The 25632-nt window shown below is 63.4% G+C and carries 19 protein-coding genes; 9 read left to right on the top strand and 10 right to left on the bottom strand.

The window, feature by feature from the left end; genetic code table 11:
• Positions 1-53 precede the first annotated feature (53 nt).
• From GV819_RS20010 to GV819_RS20000, 3 genes are all read left to right on the top strand, one after another.
• On the top strand, positions 54-542 hold the full coding sequence (locus tag GV819_RS20010; protein WP_178125077.1) for an Lrp/AsnC family transcriptional regulator: 489 nt from the start codon (positions 54-56) through the stop codon (positions 540-542).
• Between the two features lie 171 nt (positions 543-713).
• Positions 714-1925: a PAAR domain-containing protein gene (locus GV819_RS33485; RefSeq protein WP_161757776.1), complete on the top strand. Its 1212-nt coding sequence runs from the start codon at positions 714-716 to the stop codon at positions 1923-1925.
• Positions 1922-2383: a hypothetical protein gene (locus GV819_RS20000; RefSeq protein WP_161757775.1), complete on the top strand. Its 462-nt coding sequence runs from the start codon at positions 1922-1924 to the stop codon at positions 2381-2383. The genes GV819_RS33485 and GV819_RS20000 overlap by 4 nt, the downstream gene beginning before the upstream one ends.
• Positions 2384-2399: 16 nt before the next feature.
• Here the strand turns inward: GV819_RS20000 and GV819_RS19995 are convergent, their stop codons facing one another.
• Genes GV819_RS19995 through GV819_RS19980 form a run of 4 tightly spaced genes read right to left on the bottom strand, consistent with a single transcriptional unit; the run spans position 2400 to position 10375 of the window.
• Positions 2400-3053: a response regulator gene (locus GV819_RS19995; RefSeq protein WP_161757774.1), complete on the bottom strand. Its 654-nt coding sequence runs from the start codon at positions 3051-3053 to the stop codon at positions 2400-2402.
• A 55-nt stretch (positions 3054-3108) separates the two neighbouring features.
• Positions 3109-6306: a hybrid sensor histidine kinase/response regulator gene (locus GV819_RS19990; protein ID WP_256667545.1), complete on the bottom strand. Its 3198-nt coding sequence runs from the start codon at positions 6304-6306 to the stop codon at positions 3109-3111.
• Positions 6258-7538, bottom strand: a complete 1281-nt coding sequence (locus GV819_RS19985; RefSeq protein WP_161757773.1) for an EAL domain-containing response regulator — start codon at positions 7536-7538, stop codon at positions 6258-6260. The genes GV819_RS19990 and GV819_RS19985 overlap by 49 nt, the downstream gene beginning before the upstream one ends.
• Positions 7535-10375 (bottom strand): ATP-binding protein, encoded by a 2841-nt coding sequence (locus GV819_RS19980; protein WP_161757772.1) that lies wholly within the window; start codon positions 10373-10375, stop codon positions 7535-7537. Before GV819_RS19980 ends, GV819_RS19985 begins: the two co-directional genes overlap by 4 nt.
• A gap of 196 nt (positions 10376-10571) precedes the next feature.
• On the opposite strand from GV819_RS19980, the gene GV819_RS19975 reads away from it, so the two are divergent.
• Positions 10572-13640, top strand: a complete 3069-nt coding sequence (locus tag GV819_RS19975; protein ID WP_256667544.1) for an autotransporter outer membrane beta-barrel domain-containing protein — start codon at positions 10572-10574, stop codon at positions 13638-13640.
• Between the two features lie 163 nt (positions 13641-13803).
• On the top strand, positions 13804-16920 hold the full coding sequence (locus GV819_RS19970; RefSeq protein ID WP_178125076.1) for an autotransporter outer membrane beta-barrel domain-containing protein: 3117 nt from the start codon (positions 13804-13806) through the stop codon (positions 16918-16920).
• A 7-nt stretch (positions 16921-16927) separates the two neighbouring features.
• Here the strand turns inward: GV819_RS19970 and GV819_RS19965 are convergent, their stop codons facing one another.
• Complete coding sequence (locus tag GV819_RS19965; protein ID WP_161757770.1) at positions 16928-17881, bottom strand: SDR family oxidoreductase; 954 nt, start codon at positions 17879-17881, stop codon at positions 16928-16930.
• 92 nt (positions 17882-17973) lie between these two features.
• Between GV819_RS19965 and GV819_RS19960 the strand changes: the two genes are divergently transcribed.
• The 3 genes from GV819_RS19960 (at position 17974) to GV819_RS19950 (ending at position 20075) form a co-directional block, all read left to right on the top strand.
• Positions 17974-18879, top strand: coding sequence for a LysR family transcriptional regulator (locus GV819_RS19960; protein WP_161757769.1), 906 nt, complete (start codon positions 17974-17976; stop codon positions 18877-18879).
• 109 nt (positions 18880-18988) lie between these two features.
• Complete coding sequence (locus tag GV819_RS19955; protein ID WP_161757768.1) at positions 18989-19537, top strand: dihydrofolate reductase family protein; 549 nt, start codon at positions 18989-18991, stop codon at positions 19535-19537.
• The gene (locus GV819_RS19950) at positions 19530-20075 is read left to right on the top strand and encodes a TetR/AcrR family transcriptional regulator (protein ID WP_161757767.1); all 546 of its coding nucleotides are present in this window, start codon (positions 19530-19532) and stop codon (positions 20073-20075) included. The genes GV819_RS19955 and GV819_RS19950 overlap by 8 nt, the downstream gene beginning before the upstream one ends.
• 8 nt (positions 20076-20083) lie before the next feature.
• Here the strand turns inward: GV819_RS19950 and GV819_RS19945 are convergent, their stop codons facing one another.
• From GV819_RS19945 to fepB, 5 genes are all read right to left on the bottom strand, one after another.
• The gene (locus GV819_RS19945) at positions 20084-20866 is read right to left on the bottom strand and encodes an ATP-grasp domain-containing protein (protein WP_161757766.1); all 783 of its coding nucleotides are present in this window, start codon (positions 20864-20866) and stop codon (positions 20084-20086) included.
• Between the two features lie 32 nt (positions 20867-20898).
• Positions 20899-21336, bottom strand: a complete 438-nt coding sequence (locus tag GV819_RS19940; RefSeq protein WP_161757765.1) for a hypothetical protein — start codon at positions 21334-21336, stop codon at positions 20899-20901.
• A 322-nt stretch (positions 21337-21658) separates the two neighbouring features.
• Entirely contained in the window at positions 21659-22687 is a 1029-nt protein-coding gene (locus tag GV819_RS19935; protein ID WP_178125075.1) for a FecCD family ABC transporter permease, read from the bottom strand.
• Positions 22687-23736: a FecCD family ABC transporter permease gene (locus tag GV819_RS19930; protein WP_161757763.1), complete on the bottom strand. Its 1050-nt coding sequence runs from the start codon at positions 23734-23736 to the stop codon at positions 22687-22689. Before GV819_RS19930 ends, GV819_RS19935 begins: the two co-directional genes overlap by 1 nt.
• A 3-nt stretch (positions 23737-23739) precedes the next feature.
• Positions 23740-24645, bottom strand: coding sequence for a Fe2+-enterobactin ABC transporter substrate-binding protein (gene fepB / locus GV819_RS19925; protein WP_161757762.1), 906 nt, complete (start codon positions 24643-24645; stop codon positions 23740-23742).
• Between the two features lie 172 nt (positions 24646-24817).
• On the opposite strand from fepB, the gene GV819_RS19920 reads away from it, so the two are divergent.
• A complete protein-coding gene (locus tag GV819_RS19920) occupies positions 24818-25630 on the top strand; it encodes an ABC transporter ATP-binding protein (protein WP_161757761.1) in 813 nt (270 codons plus the stop codon).
• Positions 25631-25632: the final 2 nt, after the last annotated feature.

Raw genomic sequence — 25632 nt, 5'->3', positions numbered from 1 at the left:
GAACGTAGAGTTTTGGGTAATATTTTCCTCGTTGGTGGCTGATTGTGAAAAAAATGACTCGCAAGGTTAATCTCGACGACACCGACCTGGCGATTCTTGCGCTGTTGCAGCAGGACGCAAGCATTTCCAACGCCGAGCTCAGCGAGCGCCTGTCCCTGAGCCTTACCCCCTGCTGGCGGCGGCGCAAGCGCCTGGAGGAAGAGGGGGTGATCAGGGACTACCAGGCCAACCTCGACCGGCGCCTGCTGGGGCTGGACATCCTGGCCTTCGTCCATGTGCGGTTCGCCACCCATTCCGACCAGACCCCGGACGATTTCGAGACGGTGATCATGCGCCTGCCCGAGGTGCAGTCCTGCCACAAGATCACCGGCGACGCCGATTACCTGCTGCAGGTGCTGGCCCAGGACCTGGACAGCTACAGCGATTTTGTCGAGCACGTACTGCGGCGCCAGCCGGGCATTGCCTCGATCCAGTCGAGCCTGGCGCTGCGGGAGGTCAAGGCCACCAGCCGCCTGGCGATTCCGGAACCGCAGCCGCGGTAAGCAGCGTGCGGGGTTGAACGCCTGGCGGGCCATTGTTGCTGGTCGCCAGCATTTCCTGCCCTGAGTTTTTTCGCCTGGCGGGTTATTCAATGCTGGCCAGAGAGGTACTCTTCGCGCGGTTTCCACTCGCAACACGGGCGAGTGCTTCAGGACGAGAGTCAGATAAACGCAATGGATGCACTGTCAGCAGCACGCCTGGGCGATGAAATCGCCCACGGCTTCGGGGTCGCGGCGATGGTTGCCGGTGCGGTGGCCGGAGCCTTGATCGGCGCCGCGATCATCGGCGCTAGCGCCGTCACCGGGGGCTTGGCGGCGGTGGTCCTGGCCGGCTCGGTGGCGGCGGGCGGCTTGTCGATGTTCCAGATCGTCAAGGGCCTGAGCACGATCTTCAACCTGCCCGAACCCGGCACCGGGGTGCTGGTGGAGGGCAGCGTCAATGTTTTCATCAACGGGCGCAATGCGATGCGCGCCGGGGCCGACATGTCCTCGTCCTGCAGCGGCTTGCCGTTCAACCATCCCTACCTGCCCATGCCGGTGCTGATCGCCGAGGGCAGTGCCAAGGTCACCATCAACGGCAAGCCCGCTGCGCGTCTGCAAAGCAAGATGGTCTGTGGCGCGCATATCAAGAGTGGCAGCGAGAACACCTTGATTGGCGGGCCGAGTGTGCAGGTGGCGTTTGTTTTCGATCTGGACAGCTGGATGCACACCGGACTTGAGGTGCTCGGCCTCGGGGCGTTGCTCGGTGCCGGAGTGCTGGCGGCCTTTACCGGCCTGGCGGTGTTCGCCGGGTTCGCCGCAGTGACCGGCGCGGCCTTTGTCGGCATGGGCTTGTTGGGGGACCTGGGCGATCGCCTGGGGCCGGGCTATCGCGACCTGCTGCAAGGCGCGGCGGGCATGGCACTGCTGGGCCTGGGGCCGAAAATGGCCGGCGCGGGCAAGCGTCCGCCACCGCCTGAGGCCACGGTGTACCACGTCACCACCAACCCCGGGGCGGCCCAGGGCGTACTCAGCGGTATCGACCCCAAGTTCCTCAACCCCAACAGCCGTTTTGGCGCGGCGTTCTACGTCGGTGAAAGCCCGACCACGCCCCTGGCCGAACTGGCGCACCACGGCGCCACGCCGACCCATGGCATTCGCTTCAATGTGAATGCCAGCAAGGCTAAGGTACTGGACTTGACCGACCCGGCCGTGGCCAAGGAGTGGGGCTACAACGGTGGCCCGATCAGCGCCAAGACCCAGCAGATCGGCGTGGATGCCGGCGACCAGGGTTACAATGTGATCCGCTTCGGTTCCGAACGAGATCCTGGAGGCGTCAATCACGCGGTCTTGGATAACTTCAATGAAATACTCACTCCACAGATGATCACTCCGGTAGAGCCATGAAGTTTTATTTGTACACCTATGTTTGCGCCGACTGCGGGCACCGCTTCAAGGCTCCCGAGATGCTGCCAGGCAGCTATGGCGCGTTGCTGATGCGCAGTGCGTCGGGTGAGACGGTGTTCCTCGATGCGCTGAACGATGACGTCTATGCCCAAGTCGATGGCTTGCTGGAGCAACTGCTGCAGGGCCAGGGGGGCAGCGCGACCCGGCGTGCGAACCTGCTACGGCGGGTGTTTGGCGTCGCCTGTGACAACGACTCCCAGGGCCAGTCCTTTGGCCTGTTGACCAAGCCCAAGTGTGGGCAGTGTGGCAGTCTGAACATGGACTATTGGGAAGGGACCGAACCGCCGGAGTACCTCGACTGCGATTTCCCTGCGGTGCAGCATGGACAATGGTTGCAGTTGAGCCCGGCGCAGAAGCTCGAACGCCTGACCCGGGCGCTACCCCAGCCCAAGCCCTAGGTGCTGCCCCGGACGATTATTGGAACTCACCGGACTCCAGGCAGAACGCGACCAACGCCTGGTCGCTGTCCAGATTGAGCTTGCGGATTGCCGAGATCTTCTGTGCGCTGACGGTCTTGACGCTGCGCTTGAGGTTGGCGGCGATCTGCATCATCGACTCACCGCGCACGAAGTGCCGCAGCACTTCATATTCCTTGGGGGTCAGGCTGTTCAGGCCGTCGGCCATGGAGCGCACCGGGCTGCGATGGTGCTCGTTCTGTTCAAGGCTTGGCGGGTAGTGGATACGCCCCAGCCTGACGCTCTCCAGGGCGCTGAGCAGCTCGCTCATGTCGTGGCGCTTGAGCAGCACCGAGCGCACGCCGATGTCATACAGTGCGGCGACGATCATCGGGTTGGACATCATCGTCAGCACCAGCACCTGGACCCGTGGGAAGTGGCGGGTCAGGTAGGTCACCAGACGAATGCCGTCGCCGAATTTTTCGTCGCCCTCCATGAAGTAATCAGTGATCACCACGTCGATCCTCGGGTCGTCCGACAGTTGCTGGATCAGTGCACTGGGGGTGGTGACGGCAGCCACCACCTCGTATTGCAAGGTCTTGTGCAACAGGTCCCTGACGGCAGCGAGCACCAGGGGATGATCGTCGGCCAGTACCACTCGTATTTTTTTCATTGGGACACGATCCATTTTCAAAGGGAATGCTAGGAAGTACGGGTTGCCCAGGGACTCAGTCTGATTGGCTGATGCTGTGCAACAGGTTGATCAGGGTCAGGCTGCCTGCGTGGGTAGCGGCGGTCAGGCCGTCGTCGCGCAGGCTTTCTCCCAGGGCATCGACCTGCTCAATCAATGACTCGAAGCCTGCTACCGCCAGCGATCCGCGAATGCGGTGCAAGAGGTAGAAGATGCGTTCGTGTTGCTGCTCATCAATGGCCAGGCGCAGTTTTTCGAGGTCCTGGGTCATGGTGCTGACAAACAGTTGGCGAAAATCATCGGGCAGGCTGTCTGGCTGGGGGCTACGGGCAGAAGGCATGGAGCAGTCCTGCAGGTCGATGCCCGAGAGCGGCGCCAGGCAATTCCACAGCGTGCGCAACTGCACTGGCTTGACCAGCCAGGCATCCATTCCAGAGGCCCGGCAGCGCTTTTCCTCGTCGCTCATGGCGTTGGCGGTGACGCCGATGATGGGGCGGTCATCCCCCGAGAGGCGCAACTTGCTGGTCAGTTCATAACCGTTCATGCGCGGCATGTTGACGTCCGTCAGTAGCAGGTCGTAGTTGCCGATCTGCCACAGTTCGAGGGCTTCGGCACCATCGACGGCGAGGGTGGTCTGGCAGCCCAGTTGCTTGAGCTGGTGACTTAGGGTTGCCTGGTTGATCTGGTTGTCTTCGGCGATCAGCACGTTCAGGCACAAGGCCGGCAGGTTGTTGTTCTGCAGGCCTGGAACCCGGCTGGCGGGGAGCATGTCCGGCTCGCCGCGCAGGGTGCGCTCGATAAGCAGGCCAATGGCATAAAAGTCGCAGGCGTCGGTCTGGCTTTTGTGGCCGTTGTCAGTGCGGTCGCCCAGGTTGATTACGGTGAGCCCTGGGTCCCATCGTTCCGGCTTGCCCGGGTGGCTGTCGAACAGGTTGAGGAGGATCCCGCGACTCTCGTCATCGAGGGGCGAGCCTTCAACGGGGCTGGTTCTGGCGCCCCATTTTTCCAGCCACTGACACAGGTTGGCGGTCAATTCGTGGTGGGGGCTCTGGACGTAGACCCGGGCGCCGGCGAGGTCAGGCTGGCGTGCTGGCAGGACGCCTTCGACCAGGGGCAACTCCAGGCTCATGGAGAAGCTGCTGCCCAGCCCAAGCTCGCTGGTCAGGTGGATCTCGCTGCCCATCAGCTTCGCCAGCTTGGCGCAGATCGACAGGCCCAGGCCGGCACCGTGCACGGTGTGGGAGTGTGCATCGATCTGATAGAAGGGCATGAACAGTTGCTCCTGTTCTTCTTTGCCGATGCCGATACCGGTGTCGGCCACTTGCAGCAACATCCGCACATGGCCGTCACACCCAGGTTCGGCACGGGCACGGACGATGATGTGCCCCGAGTGGGTGAACTTGACCGCATTGCTGATCAGGTTATTGAGGAGCTGGCTGATGCGTCCGGGATCCCCTGAGAGGGTCGCAGGCAATGTCGGGTCGACACAGGAGAACAGCAGCAGGTCCTTGTTCCGGGCCCGATCGACAAAGGATGCGACGCAGCCTTGGACCAGGGCCCGGGGGTCGAAGGCCTGGCCGTTCAGGGACAGTTGCCCGGACTCGATCTTGGTGATGTCGAGGATGTCGCTGATGATCTGCAGCAGCAGCCCGGAGGACACCTGGATGCGCTCGAGCAATTGCCGCTGTGCCTGGTCCAGATCGCTCAGTCCCATCAGCTCCAGGGAGCCAAGGACGCCGTAGAGTGGGGTGCGGATCTCGTGGCTCATGGTGGCGAGGAACATCGACTTGGCGCCGTTGGCCTTATCCGCAGCCTGCTTGGCCTGGGTCAGCTGCTGTTCCATGTGGGCCCGCACGCTGAGGTCGGCGAAGGCGCAGATCACCACATCCTGATTGCGGTAGCGGGTCGGTGCATAGGCGATGTAGAAGGAGCGGCCGTCGAAGCTCTGGTAGTTCTCGATCTCGCCCGGAGCCCTGGCCTGGCGGATCCGCTCCATCAGGGGGGCATCCAGGCCAGTGTCATTGAGGTTCTGGCCCACCTGGGTATCGAACCACTTGAGTGTCAGGGTGTTGGCGAAGACGATTCGGCTGGTCTCACGGCTGAGTACACAAAGGGCGACCGGGGTGGTTTCCAGCAGGGCTCGGCTGAACTGGTCGCTTTCGACGATCTCCGCATGGGCCCGCTGGGCGGGGGCAATCACTCGGCGCTGGAACCAGCGCACATAGGCCCAGCCGGCCAGGGGGCTGATCAGCATCAGGGCCAGGCTCACCGCCAGTAGCCAGTTGTTGTGCCCCAGAAACAGGTTCTGATAGGACAGCATGTAGTAGCCGGTGCGGGTCCCCTTATCATCGTCGACCCGAAAAATCAGGCCTTGGGGCTGGTAGTTGACCCCCCTGTCGAGATTGATCGGCTGCGGCCGCTCCCCCAGCAATAGCCCATCGTGCTGGCTTTCCAGCCAGAAGGCGTCGTAGTAGTGGTCCTGCTGCGCCCGTGAGAGCACGTTGAGGCGGTCGCGGTGGGTGAGAGTCACGGCGTAGGCGATGCCGGCATCGCCGCGGTCTTTCATGGTGATGTTGTGCAGCGGGGTGATGGCTACCAGCTGCTCGGGAAAGCCTCGGAGCCGGACCCAGCGAATTTCCTGGAGCCCGGTGGCGTTGGCGCGGACTGCGGCGATGGTCGCCATCACCAGGGGTGCGGGCAACCTGGGCTGGGTGCTGCCCACCGTTGGTATGGTGTAGCTGGTGCCTTTGCTTGCATCCACCACCATCAGGGGTGAAGCCGGAAAGTTCGAGTGTATCCAGAAGCTGGAATACAAATCGGACAGGTAGCGTCCGAAACCGACCGCCGATTCGCTTTCCAGGGGGCAGTGAGTCAAGTCCTCGCAGACCAGGGTGAACGGTGTATCCACGGGCGATGGGGTGCCTTGAAACAACGTGGCACCCAAGGCGTTTTGTTGATCCATGAGGTGAAAGATGCTCGACGAATCCCGTCGGGAGCGGCTTTCTTCAAGCATGTGCTCCTTGTTCAGGCGCTTGAGCAGCGCTTCCTGCTCGTCCATGTAGTGGGCAAGCAGCGTGAAGTCGAATGAGATCCGCTCTTGTTCCTGGCTGATGATTCGTTGGAATCCCAAGAACAGAGCACCGCCCATGATCAACAGCAGCGGCAGGATACCGAACAGGGCGAGGTTCAGCCGCCGGGAGTTTTGCGCGATGCGGCGTAGCGGGATGTCTGGCATGTGGGAGGAGAGGCAGGCCGAGTCGGTGGAGAAAAGGGTGGGTTGATACTGCATCCCAGCAGTTGAGAGAAAGCGTCCAGCTCCAATGCGGTGGAAATCAGAAAGCCCTGGGCGCTGTCGCAGCCGATCTGGCGCAAGAATTCCAGGTCACGGGCAGATTCTACTCCTTCTGCGACCACTTCGAGGCCTAGTTGGCGGCCCAGTTGCACCGCTGCCACCAGCGCCGCGGCCCGCGATTCGTCGGCCGCCGCGCCGTGGACGAAGTGGCGATCGATCTTCATCTCGGTAAAGGGCGTCGAGATCAGGCTATAGATTGAACTGTAGCCCATGCCGAAGTCGTCCTGGGCCAGGCCGAAGCCTTTCAGGCGCAGGCGACTGGCGCCCATGTGGTATTGGCCCGGGGCCAGGGGGCGTTCGGTTTCCAGCAGTTCAAAACAGATGTCGCTGGTGGCCAGCCCTGAAGCGCAGGTCACCTGCTGCAACAGGTCCGGCAGCTCCGGGTCATCCAGCAGGCCGGTGGGCAAATTCACCGACACGGTAATCCGGTGGCCGAGGGCGTGCCAATTCTTTTGCGCAAGGATCGCATCGTCGAGCATCAGGAACAGCAGGTCGCGCTCCAGATGATGGCGGCTGATGGAGCCCAGGAACGAATCCGGCATCAGCAGGCCGAAGGACGGGTTGTGCCAGCGCACCAGGGCCTCGGCGCCGACGATCTTGCCGCTGGACAGTGAGCGCCGCGGCTGGAAACGAGCCTGCAGTTCGCGCCGTTCGATGGCCCGTTCCAAGGTCTGGCGATCGAAGACTGTTTCGCTTTCCGGCTTGATCCGTGAGGGCAGTCGATGGCCACTGCCGATGATCCGGCAGATCTCTCGAACGTGCACGTCCTCCAGAGGCTTGGGGAAGGTGCCCAGCACTGCCAGGCCTTTTTCCTTGGCCATCAGGCTGACGCTGTTCATCAGGCGTCGGGAACAGGATGAGACGATGGCCAGGATCGGCACGCGCTCGACGCCGGTCAGGGCATTGATGAACTGGACGCCATCCATTTCCGGCATATGCAGGTCGACCAGCACCAGGTCGTAGACCTGCTGGTGCAGCATGGCCAGTGCCTGGCGCGCATCCAGGGTGGTATCCACCGGACCGAAGCCGGCCTCCTCGAGCAATTGCTTGACCTTCATGCACTGGATCGGGTGGTCGTCCAGCACTAGTACACGGATTCCCTTGGGCAAGTTCACATCACTTTCCTCTTGACGGATTGGAGTACCTCACACAGTGCATCCAGAGGTACCGGCTTGATTAGCAGGTGGCGGATCCCGGCCGACTCGCAGCGACTGCGCAGCGCGGGTGAAAGCTCGCCGGTGATGCCGATGATCGGTCCGTCGAACCCTCGCTCACGCAGGGCCAGGGCAAATGAAAGGCCATCCATGTGTTCCATTTGCAAGTCGGTCAGGACGGCATCGAAGGACAGCAGGTCGCTGCGTTTCAGGGCCTCGACGGCGCTGGCGCTGGCCACCACCCGGTTGCCCAGGTACTTGCTCTGCTGGCCGATCACCTGCAGGGCCAGGGGGCTGTCATCCACCGCCAGCAGACTGAGTTCCAGGCGGGGGGCCAGGCCAACGGGAGGTGAAAAGCGCATCTGCGTGACGATGCCGTTCTGCGCCTGGGCCACGGCTTCACGCAGGCTGTCGAGGCTGAAGGTCCGGGCGATCCAGCTGTCGGTGTTCTGGCGCGCCGCCGGGCCCATGCCCGGGGCGTGCATGACCACTCGCGGGCCGGCCCAGGTAATCGGCTTGGGCTCTCCGAGGAAGGCATCCACCAGCACCGAAGGCTGGGGCGCCGGGCCCTTGTCCGCAGTGTAGGGAATGGCCAGGGCGCCCCAGCGGCGCAACCACAGACAGAGGTTGAGCACCATTTCCTGGATATCACCGCGGACATACACCGGTGTGACTCCCAGGCGCTGTATCTCTATCTCCGAGGACGCCGCGCAGTAGTCCAGTGCCAGGCTGAGACTGAAGCTGGAGCCCAGCCCCAGCTCGCTGGTGGCCGCCAGCGAACCGTTCATCATCAGTGCCAGCCGTTCACAGATGGCCAGGCCCAGGCCGGTGCCGGAGGACTTCTGGCTCAGCCAGCTGGGTACCCGGTAATACGGCTCGAACAGACTGGCGTGGTACTCGGGGGCGATGCCCGGGCCGGTGTCGACCACCTGGAAGCGCAGGCGAGTATCCGCGCTGCTGTCGGCCTGGCAGTACAGGCGCAGGATCACATGGCCGGACTCGGTGAATTTGATCGCGTTGCTCACCAGGTTATTGAGGATCTGCCGAATACGCCCGCCGTCGCCGATGACCATGTCCGGGGTGCCGGGGTCCAGGGTCACGTATAGGCGCAGGCCTTTGCTGCGGGCGCGGGCCGAGTAGCTGAAGGCGACTTCTTCCACCAGCCGCACCGGAGAGAAGGGCGCACTGCTCAGGCTCAGTCGCCCGGACTCGATGAGGGACATGTCCAGGGTGTCGTTGATGGTCCGCATCAAGGCCGAGGAGGCTTGCTGGGTGGCCTCCAGATAGTCGTTTTGTTCAAGGCTCAACTCGGTGGTGCGGAGCATTTCCAGGGAGCCGAGGATGCCGTACATGGGGGTGCGGACTTCATGGCTGAGGGTACTCAGGAACAGGGTCTTTTCACGGTTGGCCTGGTCCGACAGGCTCTTGGCCTGGAGCAGCGACTGTTCGGCCAGCTTGAAGTCGGTGACGTCACTGATGCAACACAGCACCGCTGCGATGCCGTTGTAGCCGGTAGGCGCACAGGTCAGTTGAATGAACGTGCCATCGGCCAGGGCATGGTCGATGGCATGCACGCGCGTGTGCGGATCGCCGAGGATCCGCTCCCGCAGGTCGGGAACCGAGGCCAGCCAGCGACGGCCCGTTTCGTTGGACAGGATCAGCCGGCCGTTGTCGCGGCGCATCAGGCACAGGCCCACTGGCGCCACTTCAATGAAGCGGCGATTGAGCGAGACGCTGTCGGTCAGGGCGCTGTAATGGCGCACGGCGGGTTCTACCAGGCGCAGGCGGATGTAGCGCGCGCCGAGAAAGATCGCAGCGAACAGCACAAGGATGATCAGGCCCGTGGTGTACAGGGCGCGCGAGCTGTCTTGCAGCAACTGGCTGACGGGTGCGTAGTACACCAGGCGCCAGCCGGCGTTGCCCACCGACTTGTTGAGCACGATGTAGTCGGGCAGTCCGCGTAGCCGATGCAAGCCAAAGGAGTCTTCATCGGCCTGGAAGCGCGACAGGGTCTCAGGCACCTCCCAGGAAGCACTGTGCAGCACCACCGCCCCGGCGGCGTCGTAGAGCGCGTATTTGCCCTGATGGAGCCCCAGGGGATCGAGGGCCAGGTCGATCTCGTTGAGCTCCAGGCCAAGCCAGCCATCGGCGGCATGCTGTTCGTCCACCGGGCGCAGCAGGTACACCTGCTTGGAGGTGCCGCTGGAGGTCCAGGACCACAAGGTACGGGCCTCCGGATGGCGCGACAGGAGGTTTTGCGCGGCGCGCTGGTCGAGGTGCTTCAGCCATTGGTCGTTGATCCTGCGTGGCAACCTGCCGGTGCTGTAGGCGTCCCCGGGCTCATAGAGCGTGCGGATGCTCTCCTGGTCCGGTGCCAGGTACAGCAGCTGGCTATGGGTGCTATCGATTTCCACTAAGTCCCGGGCAGTGAGGATCAAGGCCCAGCGATGCAATTGGTTATCGGTGCTTAATGGCAATATACGTAACTGGTTGTTACTTGTAGGGAAGTTGTCGGGGTCTGAAGTAAGGCGATCATCTAGAGTGCGCACGGCTGAAGAGGAAATGGCTTTCAACAGGTTCTCTCGTTGATTGAAGAACTGCTGTGCGTTAAATGCTGCGGCGTTCATCTGTCGGCGATAGTTGGAGAGTGTTTCATTCAGTGACCAATGAATCATGAAGCCGGCGATGACCAAGATGCAGGACAGCAGGCTGAACATGAACAGGCGCAGCAGGGCCACCGGGATATGCGCCCCGGCAAAGTGATTGGTGAACGGCGATAGATGGGCGTTTGTATGCATTGGCCCATGGTAAAGATAACTAGCTATTGCCTTGTTCAGAATATTCTTAATGGATGTGCTTTAAGAAGATTCTCATTTGTTAGTTTTTCTATTAGCTCGATCCTTAACGCCTCTTGTGCTCTAACACAAAGGCTTTAAAGTTATGGTTCTGGTTAAGAAGACGATAAGCGTGGCGGTCAGTTCGGCATTGTCGCTGATGGCACTTTCAGCTCAATCCGTTCAGGCGATCGATTATGGAAATATTGATCTTTCTTCTCCTCAGGGCGAATCCCTGACCCTGGATGACGTTCGTGTCGAGCACTCGGGAACAGGCCCGGCGGTGCGCGTCAGCGGCTCGCAGAACCAGCTGCAGGGTACAGGCTACGAAATCCATGCCACGGCCGGCGGCCCGGGCAACGCGGTGGTCGGCGTGCAAGTCGAGGCTGGCGGCAAAGCCACGTTGTCGGATGTGACCATCACCACCGGCGGCTCCGACTTTGCCACTGGCGCGGTGTCCACCGGTGCTGGCAGCCAGCTGACGCTGAACAATGTGCAGATCACCACCAGCGGTTCTCAAAGCCGTGGCGTGTCGGTCACTGCCGGTGGCCAGGCACAGTTGTCCGGTGGCTCCATCAGCACCTCGGGCAACCAGGCCGAGGGGTTATACGCCAGTGGCAACGGCTCCCGTATCCAGGCGTCGAACCTGACGCTCACCAGCAACGCTGCGTACTCTGGCACTGCCGCTCGTGCTGCAGACGGCGCCTCTATCGAACTGGATCAGGTGACCATCGATTCTCAGGGTACCTTTGGGGCGATGTCCGTTGATGGGATCGGTTCCCAGATCGGCGCCAATCGCGTCAATATCACTGCCAGCAATGGGCGCGGGGTGAGTGTGACCAGCGCCTCCCTGATCTTTCGCAATGGCTCTATCGATGCCAAGGACGATGGCATTACCTTGAGCGGTCTCTATCAGAAACCGGGCGGCACGGCGGTGGTGAGCAATACTACGATCACCTCGCAAAATGGCTACGGTATCAACGTCAATGCCAACGGCGCTGCTGCCGATCTGGACAACGTGCACATCACCACCCTGGGCAGCTACAACGGTGCCATCTGGATGCCAGGCAACAACACCCGGGTCGACGTCAAGAACAGCATCCTGGAAACCCAGGGCACCCAGGCGGTGGCCATCGATAACCGTGGCGGTGTGTTCACCATGGAGGGTGGGAGGATCACGACTCAGGGCAACAACGCTCATGCGCTGTATGCCTCTCCTGACACCAGTAACAGTCCAGGGGCGGTGTTCAATGTCAGCAAGGTCCTGATCGAGACTTCGGGGCGCGGCGCGGTGGGTGCGCTGGCGCGGATGTCGGGAGCGAAAATCACCCTCAGCGACAGCCGCATCGTCACCCACGGTGACTTGGGCTACGGCCTGTTTGCCTCGGGGCGTGGCGCCAGCGTGCAGCTTACCGACAGCGATGTATTGACCGCTGGTGAGCAGGCTCACGGTCTGGCCATCAGCAACAATGCGAGCACGCTGTTCCAGGGCTCGACCATGAGCACCAGCGGCGCCAATGCCAACGGTATCGTCAGTTTCGCCACTGGCGCCGGGGTCGTGAACAACGTCGAGGTCAATGCCAGCCGCATCGAAACCCAGGACGGGGCGGGCATTCTGGTCAATGGTGGCGGCCTGACCACGCGCTTCACCGACAGCGTGCTGATTGGTCGCAGCGGCGGCCAGCCGGGCACGGCGTTGTGGATCACCGATCGCACGGACGGAGTGCTGGCGGGTGCTGTGAAGCTCGATGCAGTCCGCTCTCACTTGCAGGGCGACGTGCTGGTGGACGCCGGCAGCCTGCAACTGTCGCTGGCCGATCATTCCAGCCTCGACGGAGCGATCAAGGGTGGCAGCCAGGACACCCAGCTGACCCTGGACGACAGCAGCGCCTGGACCCTGCGCGGCGACTCGGTGCTGACCCGGATGAGCAACAACGGCGTGGTGGAATTCGCCGACCCCGGGCTGGCCGGAGCGTTCAAGCAGTTGCAGGTCACCGGTGACCTGTCCGGCGACGGCCACTACATCATGAACACCGACCTCGGCCGGCAGCAGGGCGACCGCCTGATCGTCGGCGGCCAAGTCATGGGCAACAACGACATCCTGGTGCGCAACTCTGGCTCGGAACCCGGGGCCGAGGGGCAAAGCCTGACCCTGGTGCAAAGCGCCGGTGGCCCGGGTTCGTTCGCCCTGGCCAACCGGGGTGCGGTGGTGGATGCCGGTACCTATCGCTATGGGTTGCATGCCGATACCCAGGGCAATTGGAACCTGGTCAATGTCGGCCGGACTCAGCCGACGCCCGGGCCGGACAACCTGTCCACCGGCGCCAGCGCGGCGGTCAACAGCAGCGCCATCGCCAGCCTGCGCGCCACCTGGGATGCTGAGCGGGCGACCTTGCTGCAGCGGGTCGGCGAGCTGCGCGAAGGGTCGGACCAGCAGGGGCTGTGGATCCGCGGGTTCGGCCAGCAGCAGTCCCTGGACAACGGCGTAGGGCGTGATTTTTCCCAGCGGGTACAGGGCACGCAACTGGGCATCGATACGCGGATCGACACTGCCGGGGGCAAGCTGGTGGTGGGGGCATTGGCCGGTTACAGCCAAACCGACCGGGACTTCAAGAGTGAGGGCAGCGGCAAGCTCGACAGCTATCACCTGGGGGGTTATGCCACTTACCTGGATGACTCCGGCTGGTACACCGACACCTTGCTGACCCTGAACCGCTGGTCCAACCGCCTGGATGTGTGGGGCACCGACGGTGCCAAAGTTTCGGGCAACTCACGCAGTAAAGGCGCTGGCCTGTCGGTGGAGGTCGGTAAACAGATCGACCTGGGCAACCGCTGGTTCGTCGAGCCTCAAGCGCAGGTCTCGATGCTCTACGCCCGCTCGGACAGCTATCGCCTGGATAACGGCTTGCAGGTGGAGCCTGGTGACGGCTTGTCGACCCAGGTGCGTACCGGTGCCCGTGCCGGCCGTGCATTGCAGTTGGACAACGGCACGCGCCTGCAGCCTTATCTCAAGGCTGGCTGGATCGAGGACCTTTCAGCGCAAAACACCGTGCGCACCAATGGCATCAGCAGTCGCCCCGATGGCAGTGGTGGCGGTTGGTACGCAGGCACTGGGGTGACCGCGGAACTGACCCGTAACCATCAGCTGTATGTCGACCTGGAGACCAGTGAAGGCTCAAGCGTCGACCGCCCCTGGGCGATGAATGTCGGTTATCGCTTGAATTTCTGAGGCGTTCTCACAGCGGTTGCGGTTGTGACCGAGGAGATGAACAGAGCTGTTCATGGTGCTTGTTAAGAACATCCTTAATGTTCGGACATTTGAGGATGTTCTTGTTCTTTAGTTGGTCACCCAATTCGATCATGCAGGTCTTTTGTACAACACAGAGACCCTCATGATCCTGGTTAAGAAAATCCTGAATGTGGCGATCAGTTCAGCGCTGGCGCTGATGACGCTTCCTGCTCAGTCTGCTCAAGCGAGCGAGTATGAAAGCATCGACTTGTCCTCGCCTCAAGGTGAATCCCTGACCCTGGATGGTGTGAGCGTCGATCACAGCGGCTCAGGGCCGGCGGTGCGGGTCAACGGCGCGCAAAATCAGTTGCAGGGCAGCGGCTACGAGATCCACGCCACGGCGGACGACTCGAGCACCGTAGTGGTGGGGGTTCAAGTGGGAGCCGGTGGCCAGGCCACGCTGACGGATGTGAACATCACCACCGGCGGCTCCGACTTTGCCACTGGCGCGGTGTCCACAGGTGCCGGCAGCCAGCTGACACTGAACGATGCGCAGATCACCACCAGCGGTTCTCAAAGCCGTGGCGTGTCGGTCACTGCCGGTGGCCAGGCACAGTTGTCCGGTGGCTCCATCGACACCTCGGGCAACCAGGCTGACGCGTTGTCCGCAAGTGGCAACGGCTCGGTCATTCAGGCCTCGAACATGACCCTGAACACCCATTCGACCGGTTCCACCCGTGGCGTCACAGCCTCCGCCGGGGTGTCCGTGCAACTGGACCGGGTGACCGTCAACTCCGAGGGTTTCCTGGGGGCGATGTCCGTCGATGGGCTTGGCTCCTCCATCAGCGCCGACCGGGTCACTGTCAATGCCAGCAATGGGCGCGGGGTGAGTGTGACCAGCGCCTCCCTGACCTTCAGCAACGGCGTGATCAACGCCAAGGGCGATGGCATCTACCTGTCATCGCAGTATCAGAAACCGGGGGGCACTGCGGTGGTGAGCAACACCACGATCACCACGCAAAATGGTTACGGCATCAACGTCAATGCCAGCGGCGCCAGCGCCGACCTGGATAACGTGCACATCATCACCGATTCCGGTGCGGCGATCTGGATGCCAGGCAGCAACACTCGGGTCGACGTCAAGAACAGTATCCTGGAAACCCATGGCACCCAGGCGTTGGCCATCGATAACCGTGGCGGTGTGTTCACGATGGACGGCGGGGTCATCAGCACCCAGGGCAACAGTGCTCACGCCTTGTACGCATCGCCGGATACCGGCGGCAGCCCAGGGGCGGTATTCAATGTCAGCGGAACACTGATCGAGACGTCGGGCCTTGGTGCGGTGGGGGCATTGGCACGGTTGTCGGGGGCGAACATCACCCTCAACGACAGCCGCATCGTCACCCACGGCGACTTGGCCCATGGCTTGTTTGCCTCTGGCCGGGGCGCCAGTGTGCAGCTTGTCGACAGCGATGTGCTGACTGCCGGCGAGCAGGCTTATGGTCTGTCCATCAGCAACAATGCGAGCACGCTGTTCCAGGGCGCGAGCGTGGGCACCGGTGGCGCACAGGCCCACGGCATCTTCAGTTACGCCACGCTCACCGGTGTGGTGAACAACGTCGAGGTCAATGCCAGCCGGATTGAAACCCAGGACGGGGCGGGCATCCTGGTCAATGGTGGCGGCCTGACCACGCACCTCACCGACAGCGTCCTGATTGGTCGCCGCGGCGGCCAGCCGGGCACGGCGTTGTGGATCACCGACCGTGCGAGCGGAGTGCTGGCGGGTGCTGTGAAGCTCGATGCAGTCCGCTCTCACTTGCAGGGCGACGTGCTGGTGGACGCCGGCAGCCTGCAACTGTCGCTGGCCGATCATTCCAGCCTCGACGGGGCGATCAAGGGCGGCGGGCGGGATACCCAACTGACCCTGGACGACAGCAGCGCCTGGCTACTGCGTGGCGACTCGTCCCTCACCGGGTTGACCAACAACGGCGTGGTGGAGTTCGCTGATCCCGGGTTGGCGGGGGCGTTCAAGCAGTTGCAGGTGAGCGGTGACCTTGCGGGCGATGGCCTCTACATCATGAACACCGATCTTGGCCGGCAGCAGGGCGATCGGCTGGTCATCGACGGCCAGGTCATGGGCAGCAACCAGATCCTGATTCGCAACTCCGGTGTCGAACCGAGTGCCGAAGGGCAAAGCCCGAACTTGGTGCAAAGTGCCGGTGGCCCGGGCTCGTTTACCCTGGCCAACCGTGATGGGGTGGTGGACGTGGGAACCTTCCGCTACGCGCTGCAGGCCGATACCCAGGGCAATTGGAACTTGCTCAATGTCGGCCGGACTCAGCCGACGCCCGGCCCGGACAACCTGTCCACCGGCGCCAGCGCGGCGGTCAACAGCAGCGCCATCGCCAGCCTGCGCGCCACCTGGGACGCCGAGCGCGCGACCTTGCTGCAGCGGGTCGGCGAGCTGCGCGAAGGGGCGGACCAGCAGGGGCTGTGGATCCGCGGGTTCGGCCAGCAGCAGTCCCTGGACAACGGCGTAGGACGTGATTTTTCCCAGCGGGTACAGGGCACGCAGTTGGGCATCGATACGCGGATCGACACTGCCGGGGGCCAGCTGGTGGTGGGTGCATTGGCCGGTTACAGCCAAACCGATCGGGACTTCAAGGGTGAGGGCAGCGGCAAGCTCGACAGCTATCACCTGGGGGGTTATGCCACTTACCTGGATGACTCCGGCTGGTACACCGACACCTTGCTGACCCTGAACCGCTGGTCCAACCGCCTGGATGTGTGGGGCACCGACGGTGCCAAAGTCTCGGGAAGCTCACGCAGTAAAGGCGCTGGCCTGTCGGTGGAGGTCGGTAAACAGATCGACCTGGGCAACCGCTGGTTCGTCGAGCCCCAAGCGCAGGTCTCGATGCTCTACGCCCGCTCGGACAGCTATCGCCTGGATAACGGCTTGCAGGTGGAACCTGGTGACGGCTTGTCGACCCAGGTACGCGTTGGCGCCCGCGCCGGTCGCGAGCTGCAGTTGAACAACGGCACGCGTCTGCAGCCTTACCTCAAGGCTGGCTGGATCGAGGATCTGTCGGCGCAGAACAAGGTCCGCACCAACGGCATCGCCAGCCGTCCCGATGGCAGTGGCGGCGGCTGGTATGCCGGGGTTGGCATGGCCGGGGAGCTGACTCGCAACCATCAGCTGTATGCCGAGGTCGAGACCAGCGAAGGCTCGAACATCGACCGGCCCTGGGCGGCCAATGTCGGTTACCGCTTCAGTTTCTGAAGCCTGTTCACGGCTGGTGCCGGTTGCCTGCCTCAGCCAATGTCTGGCGTACACCCTCGGCGTAGGAGGTCTTGTGGAATGGACCGATCAAGCGTTGCAGGGCCGAGTCGTCGAGGATCAGCGGCGAGCTGATCAGGTAGTGCATCTCCACCATCTCGCGCAGCAGGGGGTTGAACAGGCCCAGCACACGCAGCAGGGTCTTGCCGACCACCCGCAACTTGAGTTGCCTGTTGCTCTGGTGCTGGATCTGGGCAATCAGCTCGCGCTGGCTGGTGACACCGGCGCCCGCCAGGTGCCAGCTCTTGCCGAACGCTTCGGGGCGTTCGATCAGCCGGCAGACTACCGGACCCACATCAGGCACGAAGACGAACTCGTGGGGCCGATCGAGGGGGCCGACCAGGTCTGCGGTGCCGCCCTGAACCGCGGCCTGAAACGCGTTGTGCAGCAGGCTTTTGTCCACCCCCGGGCCGTAGAAATCCGCTAGCCGTAGCACCGCAGCCTGGATGCGGCCGTCGGCATGTGCCTGCATCAGCAGGTCTTCCTGGGCCTTGCGCATGCGCCCCTTGAAGCTGTTTGGCTGGCGGGGGTGGTCTTCGCTCACCGGATTGCCCTGGGCCAGACCGTAGGGATACACCGTGCCGATCAGCAGGATCTTGCGCACCCCGGCGGCGATTGCCCCCTCCAGGGTCTTGCGCATCAACTGCGGGTGCAGTTCGAACTGCCAGTAGTTGACCCCCACCAGATAGATCAGGGTGTCGATCCCGGCCGCCGCGGCTTCGATCGAGTCGGGCCGCTCGGGGTCCCAGGTGACGCACTCGGCCAACGGATCACCGCCGAAGGCCTGAATCAGCCCAGCTTCGTTGCGGCCCACCACGCGATAGCTCTGTCCCCGGGAGCGCAGGGCGCTGGCAATGCTTTGGCCGATGGCACCGGCGGCGCCGAACAGGGCTATTTGTGGCATGACAAGGTTCCTTTTTCCGAGGTAGAGCTTGCAGGGTGCAGAATCCTCGGCTAAATGAAAATTGACCAGTATTCGATGGGCTCTATAAATAAATGCATAGCCTGACTGACACCACCCTTAACTGGGACTGGTACCGGAGTTTTCTCGCGGTCCTGGAAAGCGGTTCGCTGTCCGCTGCCGGTCGTGCCATGGGCCTGTCCCAGCCCACGGTCGGGCGGCACATCGACCTGCTGGAATCTGCCCTGGGCCTGAAGCTGTTCATCCGTTCCTTCGACGGCTTCGCTCCCACTGAAGCGGCGCTGGAACTCAGGCCCTACCTGCTGCAAGTGGCCGCAGGAGAGGCCGCCTTGCGCCGGGTGGCCAGCAGCCATGGCGCCGGTGTCCAGGGCTGCGTGCGGCTCTCGGCCAGTGAAATCATCGGCGTTGAGGTGTTGCCCCCGATACTCGCCGCCTTGCGTCAACAGCACCCGCAACTGGTGATCGAGCTGGTGCTGTCCAATCGCGCGGATGACTTGCTGCAACGCCAGGCGGACATTGCCGTACGGATGTTCCGCCCGACCCAGGAGGCATTGCTGGTACGACGCGTAGCGGGTATCGAGCTGGGCTTGCATGCACACCATGACTACCTGGCGCAGCAGGGCATACCGACCTCGCTGGCCGACTTGTCCGACCATGCCTTGATCGGTTTCGACACTGAAACCGCGTTTATTCGCGGCCTGCAACAGCAGTATCCGATGCTCACCCGTGGCCGTTTCGCCTTGCGCAGCGACAGTGACCTGGCGCAGTTGGCGGCGATTCGCGCGGGGTTCGGCATTGGCGTCTGCCAGAGCTTGCTGGCCAGCGCCGATCCGCGGCTGGTACGGGTCTTGGCGGACGTGTTCGCACCACGGCTGGAGACTTGGGTGGCGATGCATGAGGACCTGCGCGACAGCCCGCGTTGTGCGGTGACTTTCGCGGCGCTGGTGAAGGGACTGGGTGCCTATGCCGAACAGGCCTGAGCGCCGCACAACCAGGGCAGGCGACGGGCAGCAGTTCAGGGCTGTTGTCAGCAGGCCCCGAGATGGGTTTATCATACGCTGTATGTTTAAGTGCTTCGAGGCAACGCATATGGCTTTTGGCAAGGTGTTCATCGCCACCTCGGTGGATGGTTTCATCGCTCGCAACGATGGGGCTATCGACTGGCTGCCCAGCGGCGAGTCCGGGGAGGACTACGGCTACGCCGCGTTCATGGCGTCGGTGGATGGCATCGTCATGGGGCGTGGCACCTATGAAAGCGTCCTGGGGTTCGAGCCCTGGCCCTTCGACAAACCCGTGGTGGTCATGAGCCGTAGCCTCACCGCGCAGGATGTGCCGCAGCACCTGCGAGACCGGCTGCGGATCAGCGCCGCGCAACCTGCGGAACTGGTGGCAGAACTGCAGGAACAGGGTTGGCAGCAGGCCTATATCGACGGCGGCGCGGTGATCCGCGCGTTTCTCCAGGCCGGGCTGATCGATGAGTTGACCCTGACCCGGGTGCCGGTATTGATCGGCAGCGGGCGTCCTCTGTTCGGCGCACTCGAGAGGGACCTGCGGTTGAGTTGCATCGCCTCCAGGCAGTATCCCGACGGACTGGTCAGCACCCGTTATCGCATTGAACCGGACAGTGCCCATGACTGAGCAACCCAAGCGCAGCGGTCGTCCGGGCGTTGGCCGTGCGCTGAACCTGGAGCGGGTGCTGGAGGCCGGCCTGGCACAGTTGCAGGCGCTGGGCCCGCAGGGTTTTGGGGTCCGGGCGTTGGCAAGGCAACTGGGGATCACCCCGATGTCAGTGCTCTACCACGTGGGTGACCAGCACAACCTGATGCGCTTGCTGGTGGAGCGGGTACACGGCGAGCCGCTGCCTGAACCTGCGCTGGGCCTGCCGCCGGTGCAACGGGTCCAGGTGTTGCTCGGTCACTACATGGCGCGGGTGCGCCGTCACCCGGCGCTGACCCTGTGCATCTTGAGTGACCCGCAGTTGTTTGGCGGTTCCTTGGCGGCCTTCAGCGAGGACTTGCTTGAGCAGGTGCGGCAGTTCGACGATGAACCGCAACTGCTGTTCGAACTGCTGGTGGATTACACCCATGGCCACGCCCTGGCATTGGCCTTGGCCGGCGAGGACGGGCATGGGCTTGACGGGGCTTTCGAGGCGGGGCTGCGGCGTCTGTTGCGCTGAGTGGCCTCTCAGGCAACGGCGCCGAGCATCTTGGCAAAGTGTTGCGCCGTCCATTCCTTGCGGTCTGATACCTGGCCGTCACCCAGTTCCACCAGGCGCAGTACGCCGTCACTGCGCAATATCACGTCCACCGAGAAAAACCGACTGTCGATCAGTGCTGCGCATTCCTGCACCAGCGCCGGCACTTCGCCGCTCGCGGCGCAGGCTTGGCCGTTGAGCACGAAATAGCGGCGCTCGCTGTCCGCCAGATAGTCCTCACGGCGCCTGACACAGATCCCCCCCTCGATCTGGCCCCGGTACTGACGCATCTGTTCGATCAGGGGGGCAATGTCCTCGGGCCTGTCCACCAGGCTGCCACTGCCGGTGTTCAGCGACTTGACGTAATCCTTGATGAAGTACCCCGGCCAGTTCAGCCCTGCGAGTGCCTGGGTGAAGTCCGCATCGGCGGCCAACACCAGGGTTTCGCTGGTGTACGGGGCCAGCAGCGGATACCACTCCGGCAAATGATGGCAGCGCTGATATTCAGCCGCCGAGGTGAATGCCACGGCCTCTTTGTCGTGCAGATGCTGCACCAGCGAGGCGTAGTCCTGCGGTGTCAGCATCCAGCCGCGGTAGAGCACCCGCTCGCCGGGTTGAAGGGCCGGGGAGGCCTTGAAGCGGCCACTTTCGAAATCCTCGAAAGAGAACAGCGAGGCACTCAGGCCGGCAGCCAGCACGGCGGCGTACTCTTCGAGGTAATGTTCATCCGGGCGTTTCGGGTCGAATGGGTCGCTGGGGTAAAGCAGGCGCATATCGGGTTCTGCCGAGTGAGGGTTCAAGGAGGTCAAAGCAGGCAGGAAGGGTCGTTGCCTTTTGCGCTTTCAATCAGTTTGTCGAAATGCCTGGACCACATGAAGTTGTAAGAGGTGGCAGACACTCGGGTTCTGCAACTGGCCGGACCACTGGAAATTCGGGTGGTCAAGTAGTAGCCGGCTGCCGTTCCGGAAGGCGAATAGACAGAGAAGTCGGTGCCCGCATCGGTGGTGTTTTTCTCGACCAGCATCGTGGACACAAAACTGGCGCCGTTGCCCACATTGACCTGGTTTGAGCGAATGCATTTGGAGAAATAGCCTTCAACCCGGCTGGTCACCACTGCAACGTCATCCGCCGTGCAATAGTCGGGGTTGTGATTGCCCTTTTCTAGCAGCGCTTCACGCGTTTCCGGGAAGATCGAGCACCCGCTGACGAGGGCAAGAGTGACGGCTGCGGCAATGATTTTCATTCGGTCGGTTGTCCTTGGTGGTTTTGTTTCAGGGCCGGTCCCAGCCCCTCGATCCAACCTCGCCTGCGTGGAGCAGGGCGGGGCTGGCGATCATAGCGATATTTGTGCCCGCGATCTCCCAGGCTTCATTCTTCATCACATTCCTGCCGCGTTCTGCATCGACAATCATCGGCTGCCAGCAGGTGACTTCAACCACCGGGCAGGGATTTGCCGGTGTGCCGATCGACCGGGCGTTTGCTGAGGTTCATGGGCTATGCGCGAGCAGAGGTCTCTGGAAGACTTCGCAGTCGTTACCGTTCGAGCCCCCTCATGAAGCCCAGGCTCACACCCGCCGGCTGCGCACCAGCAGCCACAGCAGATAAAACCCTCCCAGCAAGCCGGTCATCAGGCCGATCGGCAGGTTGGCGTGCAGGGCCAAGCGCTGGCTGAGCAGGTCAGCGGCCAGCAGCAGTACCGCACCCATTAGTGCGCCGGATACCAGCGGCACTTCGGCGGAGCGGGTCAGGCGCCTGGCCAGTTGCGGGCCGGCCAGGGCGATAAAGGCGATGGGCCCTGCGGCGGCGGTGGCGACGGCGGTCAAGCCGACAGCGGCCAGGACCATGATCAGCCGCGTACGCTCCACCGCAACCCCTAGTTGTGTGGCCGCGGCGTCGCCCATTTCCAGCAGGTTGATGCGGCGCGCGTGGTACAGGGCCAGCGGGGCGATGGCCAGTAGGCCCAGGGCCGCCGGCAATACATGGGACCAGGTCCGGGTATTCAGCGAACCAGCCAGCCAGAGCTGGGCGAACATCGCCTGGTCGAGGTTGCCGCTGACCAGCAGGATACTGTTCAGGCCCGACAGGCTGGCGCCCACGCCGATTCCGATCAGCACCAGGCGATAGCCACCACTGGTACCGCCTTTTCTTGCCAGCATGAGCACCAGCAGGGCAGTGCACAGGCCGGCGATCACTGCCGCCAGGGAGGTGGCCAGGGGCCCTGAATCGAACAGCATGATTTGCACAATCGCGCCACTGGCGGCGCCGGTGGTGAAACCGATGACGTCCGGCGAGCCCAGGGCATTGCGCGAGATCGACTGGAAGATCGCCCCGGCCATGCCCAGGGCCGCGCCTACCAAGGTTGCGGTGAGTGCCCGGGGCAGGCGCACACGATGGATGACCCGTTGGGCGGTAGGGTCCTGGCCCTGGCCGAGGAGACTGGCCAGCACTTCGCCCGGTGTCAGGGCCAGGCTGCCCGTGCCCAGCAACCAAGCCCACAGCAGCAGCGCCAGCAGCACCAGCAATGCACAGACCAGCGCCGTGCGTGGCTGCCAGCGCAAGGAGCGGGTGCCCATGCGCAGGGCGTTGCGCGGCATCACAGTCGGCTCAGGCGAAAGCGCCTGACCAGAAGGATGAAGCAGGGGCCGCCCAGCAGCAGGGTGATGATTCCGGCGGCGATTTCCTCCGGTGCGGCCAGCACTCGGCCAAGTACGTCGGCCCCCAGCAGCAGGCCGGCGGCCAGCAGTGCCGAGTAGGGCAGGATCCAGCGGTAGTCCGGGCCCACCAGCATCCGTGCCAGGTGCGGCGCCACCAGGCCGACGAAGCCGATGGGCCCGGCCACGGCAGTGGCCGCACCGGCCAGCAGCATCACCGCCAGGCAGGCCAGCAGCCAGGTCAGGCGCAGGTTCACCCCCAGCGAGCGGCCCAGGTCCTGACCCAATGCCAGGGCATTGAGTTGGGCGCCAATGCCCAGGGCTACGGCCAGGCCGCCGGCGATTGCCAGGGCAGGCACCGGCAACAGGGCGAAGCCACTGCCGGACAGCGACCCCGAGGCCCAATGGCGAAAGTGATCGAAAACCTCGGGCGGGCTGTTGAGCACCAGGATCCCGGTCAGCGAGGTGAGCATCACCGATAACCCGGCACCGGCCAGCACCAAACGCACTGGATTGGTCCCAGTCTCGTGGGCCTGGCCCAGCAGGAACACGACGATGCCCGCCAGCCCGGCGCCGAAGAACGCCAGCCACAGGTACTGGGCCATGCTCGTCAGATCCAGCAGTGCCACGCCGATGATCACCGCCAGGGCCGCACCGGCGTTGATCCCCAGCAGGCCGGGTTCGGCGAGGGGATTACGGGTCACCGCCTGCATCACCGCGCCCGCCACTCCCAGGGCCAGCCCGGCCAGCAGGGCGATCAGGGTCCGTGGCAGGCGCAGCTCCCGCAGGATCAGGTGCTGGTCGTTGTGCAGGTCGGCAGCGTGCAGGGCCTGCCAGGTCACACTCAGGGGAATGGATCGCGAACCGATTGCCAGGCTCAGCAGGGCCAGCAGGCCCAATAGCATCAGCCCGGCCAGCAGGCCCCAGGTGCGGGCGCGCAAGTGACGGCGCCGTGGCAAGGGCGCGGCGAGGCCTTGGACAAGCAGGCTCATGGGCTAGCGAAAGTGCGCGGCGACGGCGTCGATCATCTGCCGTCCCGAGTAATAGTCGATTCGGAACGAGCTTGGCCCCAGGGCATAGACTCGCTTGTGGATCACCGCTGGCAGGTTGGCCAGCACCGGGTCGGCGAGAAATGCTTGCACGTCGCGGTCGTTGGCGCTGAGGAGAAACACGCTGTCGCCGGTGATTGCCGCCGGCAGGTTTTCCCGGGAGATGAACTGGAAGTCCGAGGCACGGGTGACCTTTGCGGTCAGGGCCTGGGGCAACTCCGCCACCTTGAACCCGAGGGTGCCGAGCAGGCGGGCCTGGGGGCTGCTGAGGCGACCAATGGAGTAGCTGCCGGCGATGTTGTAGCCCACCACGCTGACGGGGCCGGGTGCCGGAGTGATGCTGGCGGCGGTGTCCGCGGCGTATTGGTCAAAACGCTGGATCGCTGCCTGGGCCTGTTTCTGCAGCCCGGTGCGCTGGCCCAGTTCGCTGGCAATGTCCTGCCAGCTCTGGTTCGAGTAGTCCACCACCAGGGTATTGATGCCCTGGGCCTCAAGCTCGCTGCGCTGGGCGACAACGCTGTCGGCCCCGGTAGCGGAAACCACCAGCAGATCGGGGTCACTGGCGATCACTGCCTCGATGTCGAATTGCAGGTTGCGGTACAGCACTTGCACATGTCGTTGCTCGGCGATGTTCGCCCATTGGGAAAAGAACCCGCGGTCATCGGTGAGGCGGCTGGGAGTGGTGGCGGCGCTGGCCACCAAGGGCGCATCCATGGCCAGCAGGATGCCAGTGACACTGGGACTGGTGGAGACAATGCGTGCAGGGGCCGTGGCAGCGGCCAGCGCAAGTTGGCTGGACAGGACCAGGACCGCTGCGCTGAGCAGCCGGGCGGGAAGGCGTGGGTTCATCATCGATCCGTTGGGGCGGTGAGTGGGGCACGGGCAAGGCGCTTTCGATGCGGATTGAAGGGCCTGGGCTTTAGCGTGTATATGCTAATGCTTCTCATGCAATTCGTTCCATATTGTAGAATCCATTCCACAATTGCAATGCTGCAACCGTCAGGCCCACGAGGAAAACCAGCCCATGACTCACCGTTTGCACGCGGATGCCGTGACTTTGCGCCACGCTGCGCGAATCATTTCCCAGGATCTGTCCCTGACCATTCCCGATGGCTCCTTCACGGTCATCGTCGGACCCAATGCCTGCGGCAAATCCACCTTGCTGGCAGCCCTGTCGCGGCTGTTGGCCCCGACCAAGGGCCAGGTGCTGCTGGACGGGCAGGACATCCGCCAACTGCCGGCCCGGGAAGTTGCCCGGCGTCTGGGCCTGTTGCCGCAAAGCGCCCAGGCACCGGACGGGATCACGGTCGCCGACCTGGTGGCTCGCGGGCGCTATCCGCACCAGTCGTTCCTGCGCCAGTGGTCGAAAGAGGATGAGCGGGCGGTGCTCGGGGCGATGGCCGCGACCCGGGTCAGCGAGTTGGCTGACCGGTTGCTGGACGAATTGTCCGGTGGGCAGCGGCAGCGGGTGTGGATTGCCATGGTGCTGGCCCAGGAGACACCCATCCTGCTGCTGGACGAGCCCACCACCTACCTGGATATCGTCCACCAGATCGAGTTGCTGGAACTGCTCGCCGAGCTCAACCGCCAGGGGCGCACCATCGTTGCGGTACTCCACGACCTGAACCAGGCCTGCCGCTATGCCAGCCACCTGATCGCCCTGCGTGACGGTGCCATTGTGGCCCAGGGCGAGCCAATGACGATCTTCACCGAGGCCCTGGTGGAGGAGGTATTCGGGCTGGCCTCGGTGATCATCCGCGACCCGGTCAGCGGCACGCCGCTGATGGTGCCCAAAGGCCGGGCCGAGGTGCTCGGTGCGGCGCCGGCCCCTGCCTGAAT

Origin of the sequence: Pseudomonas sp. Fl5BN2, from assembly GCF_009908205.1 — a bacterium.
Taxonomy (GTDB): domain Bacteria; phylum Pseudomonadota; class Gammaproteobacteria; order Pseudomonadales; family Pseudomonadaceae; genus Aquipseudomonas.
This window is presented reverse-complemented; position numbering and strand designations above follow the sequence as displayed.